Here is a 286-nt window from a genome sequence, read left to right on the forward strand (position 1 = left end):
CCCCACCTACAAAGCCACCCCCGGGTCAAAGCTCAATCAATCCTGATATCCGCCGCCTTCACCACCTTCGCCCACTTCACGATCTCGCTGCGCTGGAACGCGGCAAACTCCCCGGGCGACATTCCCGACGGCTCCATGCCTAGCTTCTCCAGGCGCGCCTGCATATCCGGCGTCTTGATGATCGCCGAGATCTCCTTGTACAGGCGGTCGACGATGGGCTTGGGCGTATTCGCCGGCGCGAAGATGGCTTGCCAGGATTCCGAGCTCATAGCCGCTGACGCCGGCC

At 62.9% G+C, this 286-nt stretch carries 1 protein-coding gene; it reads right to left on the minus strand.

Features of this window, described 5'->3' with window-relative positions:
• Window positions 1-32 precede the first annotated feature (32 nt).
• A partial coding sequence (locus OR16_RS39240; protein ID WP_272942904.1) for a tripartite tricarboxylate transporter substrate-binding protein occupies window positions 33-286 on the minus strand: 254 nt, incomplete at its 5' end.

Origin of the sequence: Cupriavidus basilensis OR16, from assembly GCF_000243095.1 — a bacterium.
Taxonomy (GTDB): domain Bacteria; phylum Pseudomonadota; class Gammaproteobacteria; order Burkholderiales; family Burkholderiaceae; genus Cupriavidus; species Cupriavidus basilensis_D.